The sequence below is a fragment of the Kitasatospora sp. NPDC052896 genome (assembly GCF_044547075.1).
GTDB lineage: Bacteria > Actinomycetota > Actinomycetes > Streptomycetales > Streptomycetaceae > Kitasatospora.
In genome coordinates this window covers 120,648-126,463 of sequence record NZ_JBITZU010000021.1, presented here as the reverse complement: position 1 = coordinate 126,463, position 5,816 = coordinate 120,648, and the positions used below count along the sequence as shown (strand labels likewise).

Below are 5,816 nucleotides of genomic sequence, written 5' to 3'. Positions count from 1 at the left end.
TGCAGGGGGGACCCTGTGGGAGAGTAGGACGCCGCCGAACAATTTTTCTGAGAAGCCCCTTCCGGGAGACCGGGAGGGGCTTCTCGCATTTCCGGGTTACCCTCTCTGCCAGCACTTCAGCCCGGCGGAGAGGTACACGGCATTGCAGAACCTGACCCTTTCGTGGCAGAACGCAGGCGGCGCCGGCGTCGGGCTGCTGGCAGCCGCGTACGCCGTGCACCGCCTTGCCCCACGCCGTGCTCTGGCCGTGCTCGTCCTGCGCGAGGTGGGCCTGCTGCTGGCCCTCTTCGCGCTCTGGCAGTTGGTGGGCCGGCTCTCCCTGCTCAGCACGGCCCACGCGCTGGACCGTGCCGAGTGGATCCACCGCACCGAACTGCGGCTCGGACTGCCCGACGAGGCCACCTGGCAGCGCGCGGTCACGCCCTATCCGGTACTGGTGCAGCTGGCGAACTACTACTACGCGATCATGCACTTCGCGGTGATGCTCGTGCTGCTGGTGTGGGTGTTCGTCCGGCACCGGGCGCGCTATCCCTGGGTGCGGACCACCGTGGTGCTGGTGACCGCCGCCTGCCTGGTGGTGCAGTTCCTCCCGGTCGCGCCGCCACGGATGCTGACGGACCAGGGATTCGTGGACGTCGCCGCGCAGTACGGCCAGTCCGTCTACGGCGCGGGGATCGGACCGATCCGCGCCGACGAGTTCTCCGCGATGCCGTCGGTCCACGTCGCCTGGAGCGTCCTGGTCGCGGTCGCCGTGATCAGCGTCTCCCGTTCGGTCTGGCGCTGGCTGATCCCGGTCTACCCCGCGCTGACCATCGCGGTGGTCGTGGTCACCGCCAACCACTTCTGGGCGGACGGCCTGGTGGCGATCCTCCTGCTGCTGCTCGCGTACGCCGGGCAGTACGGCTGGCAGCGGGTCCGGGCGGGCCGTCGCCCGGCCCGGCAGCGCGCCGGCGCGGCGGAGGCACCGCGCGAACCCGCGACCCGCTGAGCCGCCCGCTGAGCGGCACGCTGATGGGCGGGACCCCGACCGGGGTCCCGCCCATCAGCGTGCCGAGCCGAACCTCACTTCACGGGCAGGGCCGCCCGCCCCCAGCTGTTGTTGGTGAGCGCCGCGGTGGCCCAGTACCAGCTGACCAGGCCGGCGACGGCCGCGACCCAGCCGGCCGCCTTCACCAGGCCGTCGGTGTGCGACCAGGTGCCCACCATGGCGAGCAGCAGGGAGATCGTGAGCAGCGCGTAGACGCCCCGGCTGAAGAGGCCGGCCTGCCAGCTCGCCACCGCGAGGGTGAGCGCCAGCAGGGCCCAGAGCAGCAGGAAGAGACCGGCGCCGTGTCGGTCGGCGCCCAGGCCGCCCGCCGCCCAGGCCACCCAGAAGGCGCCGAGCCCGGCGAACGCCGTCCCGTTGAACGAGTCACCGGCGCGGAACTGCCAGAGACCGGCGACGAAGAGCGCGATCCCGCCGACCACGTGGGCGAAGCCCGCGGCGTCGGCCACGCCGGTGTGGCTGAGGATCCCGGTCTGCAGCAGTCCGTAGGCGAGGAGGGTCAGGCCGAGTGCGAGGTATCCGAGTGGGCCCGCGTCGAGCGCGGCGGGTCGGGCATTGGCCCCGGTAGCGTCAGTGCTCACCGGAGGCTCCTTTCACGCGTGGTGCGGTCGTGGCGAAGTGGGCGCCCGGCGGGTACGGGCCCACGCGGGCGCGCTGGTCTGCGCGAGAAGAGAAGAAGAAGGGGTGTGACTGCGGCGGCGGACGCGGCAGCCGCCGGACGCCGCGCCGGGGCGCCCAGCTGTGGGCGCGGCCGACCTCGGCCGTACACGTCCCGGCAGCTGACCTGCCGAGACTGGGTTCGCCGGGGGTTCCCGGTCAGCTGGGGGTGTACCCGCCCGGGGCCGCTTGTACCCTTGTGAATCGTAGAATTTGTTCGTTTGTCAGCTGGGCAACGGTCAGATCGGACCAGCTGACGCCGTACTCCGATGGATCCGCCGCACTGGCGAGTGGATCAGCGCTGGACCGGCACCCGCAGTGCGATGATCGCCATGTCGTCGGAGGGCGGCTCGGGCGCGAACCGCTCGACCGCGCGTTGGACCCGGGCCGCCACGGCACCCGCGGTCAGCCCGGTACAGCCGCTGAGCACGTCGGCCAGGCCGTCGTCGCCCAGCATCCGCTGCCCCTCCCGGCGCTCGGTCACACCGTCGGTGACGCAGAGCAGCACCTCGCCGGGCTCCAGCACGACCCGCTCGGCGGTCAGCTCCAGCTCGTCCAGCACGCCGAGCAGTGGCTGCGGGGTCGCTGCCGGGTCGACCCGGCCGTCGGTGCGCAGCCGCAGCGGCAGCGGGTGGCCGGCGCAGACCAGCGAGAGTTCGGTGCTGCCGTCCGCCCGCGGGGTCAGCTCGCCGTAGAGCAGGGTGAGGAAGCGGCTGCGGGTGCCCTCGTCGAGGATGGCCGCGTTGAGTCGGGTCAGCACCTGCGGCGCGTCCAGGCCCTCCCGAGCCAGCAGCCGCAGCGAGTGCCGGGCCAGTCCGGTGACCGAGGCGGCCTCCGGGCCGGTGCCGCAGACGTCGCCGATCGCGAAGCCGTAGGTGCCCTCGCGGATCGGGAAGAGGTCGTAGAAGTCGCCGCCGACCTCGTTGCCCTCGCCGGCGGCCTGGTAGTAGACCTCCACCTCGACGCCGGGGATCGGCGGCAGCTCCGGCGGCAGCAGGCTGCGCTGCAGCGCCTGGCTGGTGGCGGTGCGCTCGGAGTAGAGCCGGGAGTTGTCGAGCGCCAGCGCGGCCCGCCGGGAGAGGTCCTCGGCGAGCTCCAGGATCTCCTGCCGGAACCGCACGCCGGCCGCGGTGCCCAGCACCAGCAGCCCGATCACCCGGTTGCGGGCGGAGAGCGGCAGCACCACGGTCTCGCCGATCAGGCCGGCCGGTTCGTCGGCGGTCACGGTGGTGGCCGGCCCGTGCCACGGCGCGGCGGCGGTCGCCGGGACCGCCTGTGGCGCCTCCGCGCGCCGCAACAGCGCCCGGAGCGGATCGATCCGCTCCTCGTCCTCGTGCAGGACGAAGGCCGGTCCGCTCACCCCGCCGTGCTCGCCGGTGGTGTAGACGGCGCACCAGGAGGCCAGCGTCGGCACCGCCATCTGCGCCATCAGGGCCAGCGTCTGTTCGTGCTCCAGGGTGCCGGCCAGCAGGTCGGAGGCCTCCACCAGGAAGGAGAGCGAGCCGCGGCGGAGCCGTTCCAGCTCGGCCAGTCGGGCGTTCTCCACGGTCAGGGCGATCCGGTCGGCGGCGAACTGCAGGCGCAGCGCCTGGTCGTTGTCGTACTGGCCGGGCTTGCCGGAGGCGACTCCGAGTGAGCCGGTGAGCCGTCCTTCGACCTTGAGCGGCACGGTGACCAGCGAGCGCAGCCCGGTGCCGGCCAGCAGCGGTACGGTCCCCGGACGGACCGTCAGGTCCTCGTGCACGGCCGGCAGCCTGGCCCAGTCGTAGCGGCCGTGGCCGGAGTCGATCGGGATGGTGGTGAACCGCTGGCGGGCGGCCGGCAGTCCGGTGGCGGCGCGCACCTCGAACTCGGTCTCGTCCTCGGTGGTCAGCAGCAGGTAGGCGGCGTCACCGTCCATCAGGTCGCGGGCCCGCTCGACGGTGTGCTGCAGCAGGCCGGCCAGGTCGTCGGTCTGCAGGCCCTCGAGCAGCAGGTCCAGCGGCTCGGTGGGGGGCGCGGTCCGCCCGGTGGCGGCGGTGCGGCCGGGGGAGCAGAGCACCGCCTTGTCCCGCTCGCGGACCATCAGGCAGAGCGTGGACGGGCTGCCGGTGGAGTCCAGCACGCGCACCTGCGAGCCGTAGACCTCGATCGTCCGGCGGTCGGCCCGGCGGACCCCGAAGGTGCCCTCCCAGCGGGCCAGCCGGAGCGCCTCGGCGATCCCCGGCGTGGTGCCGGGGGAGTGCGGCCAGACCACCTGGTCCGCCCAGGGCGTACCGAGCAGCTCGGCGGCCGGGTGCCGGAACAGCGCCTCGGCGTCGGCGTTCCAGGACCGGACCAGGCCCTCGCCGTCCACCTGGACCACCGCGACCAGGACCGGCCCGTCGGTGCTCGGCAGCACGTCGCCGGGCGCCTGCGGCAGGGCGTAGCGGGTGCCGGGCACGACGCGTTGCAGTGGCAGCCGGAACCAGACCGTCTTCTGCCCGGCGCTGTACTCGACGCCCCAGCGGCTGGAGAGCGCGGAGCACATCAGCAGCCCGCGGCCGCCCTCGCCGTCGGCGTCGGCGAAGTGCTCGGAGACCGCCACCTCCCCGGCGGCCGGGCCGGCGAAGGCGGGCAGGCCGCGCTCGGGGTGGCGGTCGGTGACCCCGATCTGGACCGAGTCCTCGTCCCGCAGGCAGCTCACCTCGGCGGCGGTCCCGGCGTGTACGACCGCGTTGGTGACCAGCTCGCTGACCAGGACGACGGCGTCGTCGACGACCTCCGGCAGGCCCCAGCCCAGCAGCGCGGCGCGGACGAACCCGCGCGCGGCGGACGCCGACCGGCCGTCCGGCTCGAAGGTGGCGGCTGCACGCGCGGTGACCACGGGCCACGTCTCCTCTGGTTCGGGTGGGGCTGCCCGGCGCCCGGGCTCCACGGCACGGGAGCGGGTCCCGGCGTGGAACGGGCAGGGCGAGGTGCAGCGCTCCACCCTACTTTCCGGCTGGTTTCCCGTGGGCAAGGGGCGCCGAAACAGGCACCGGAGAGTGATTCTGCCCACCACGTCGCCGTCACAGGTGTGGAAGCCTCGGCAAGCGGGCCTACACAGTCGGTGTGTGCTGTCAGACTGGGGGGTCCGCAGTACCGCCGTACCGCTGCGCAGCGGTACGGAAGTCAGTCGCGATCTGGGAGGGTCCCGTTGAGTTCGGCCATCAAGGACGCCGCCGGGCAGAGCGCCACTGGGCAGAAGGGCGCCGCGACGCGGGGTGGCCGGACGGCGCCGTCGGCCCGCGGCGGGACCGGGCGCCGGGCGGCGCACAACCGGGGCGCCGAGCCCGCCGAGCTCCGCAAGCTGCTCAGCGCGCTGACCGCGATGCGGGACGGCAACTTCCGCCGCCGGCTGACCGTGCCGGGAGACGGACCGATGGCCGAGATCGCGGCCGTCTTCAACGAGGTGGCCGAGCGCAACCAGCACCTGACCGGCGAACTGGCCCGGGTCCGGCGGGCGGTCGGCCGGGAGGGCCGGCTGACCGCGCGGCTGGAGAACGGCGCCGGTGAGGGCGCCTGGGCCTCGGCGGTGGACAACAGCAACGCGCTGATCGACGACCTGGCCCGCCCGATGGCCGAGGTGGGCCGGGTGCTGGCGTCGATCGCCGAGGGCGACCTGGACCAGCGGATGGAGCTGCGGTCGATCCATCCGGACGGCGGCAGCCACCCGCTGCGCGGCGAGTTCCTCAAGGTCGGCCGGACCGTCAACGGCCTGGTGGACCAGCTCTCCGAGTTCACCGACGAGGTGACCCGGGTCGCCATCGAAGTCGGCACCGAGGGCAAGCTCGGCGGCCAGGCCCGGGTGCGCTCGATGTCCGGCAGCTGGAAGGACCTCGCCGACTCGGTCAACACGATGGCCGGCCGGCTGACGGCTCAGGTGCGCAACATCGCCGAGGTGACCACCGCGGTCGCCAAGGGCGACCTCTCGCACAAGGTCACGGTGGACGTGGCGGGCGAGATGCTGGAGTTGAAGAACACCGTCAACACGATGGTCGACCAGCTGAACTCCTTTGCCGCGCAGGTGACCCGGGTGGCGCGGGACGTGGGGACCGAGGGGCGGCTGGGTGGTCAGGCGCAGGTGCCGGGTGTGGCGGGGGTGTGGCGTGAT

At 73.5% G+C, this 5,816-nt stretch carries 4 protein-coding genes; 2 read left to right on the top strand and 2 right to left on the bottom strand.

Annotated features, from left to right (window positions below):
* The first annotated feature begins 142 nt into the window (after positions 1-142).
* On the top strand, positions 143-988 hold the full coding sequence (locus ACIGXM_RS29520; RefSeq protein ID WP_396566151.1) for a phosphatase PAP2 family protein: 846 nt from the start codon (positions 143-145) through the stop codon (positions 986-988).
* 74 nt (positions 989-1,062) lie between these two features.
* Here ACIGXM_RS29520 and ACIGXM_RS29515 read toward each other — a convergent pair whose 3' ends face one another.
* Positions 1,063-1,626, bottom strand: coding sequence for an acetate uptake transporter (locus ACIGXM_RS29515; RefSeq protein WP_396566149.1), 564 nt, complete (start codon positions 1,624-1,626; stop codon positions 1,063-1,065).
* A gap of 371 nt (positions 1,627-1,997) precedes the next feature.
* Positions 1,998-4,547 (bottom strand): SpoIIE family protein phosphatase, encoded by a 2,550-nt coding sequence (locus ACIGXM_RS29510; RefSeq protein ID WP_396566147.1) that lies wholly within the window; start codon positions 4,545-4,547, stop codon positions 1,998-2,000.
* 486 nt (positions 4,548-5,033) lie between these two features.
* On the opposite strand from ACIGXM_RS29510, the gene ACIGXM_RS29505 reads away from it, so the two are divergent.
* The coding region (locus ACIGXM_RS29505; protein WP_396566165.1) for a HAMP domain-containing protein at positions 5,034-5,816 on the top strand (783 nt) is incomplete at its 3' end.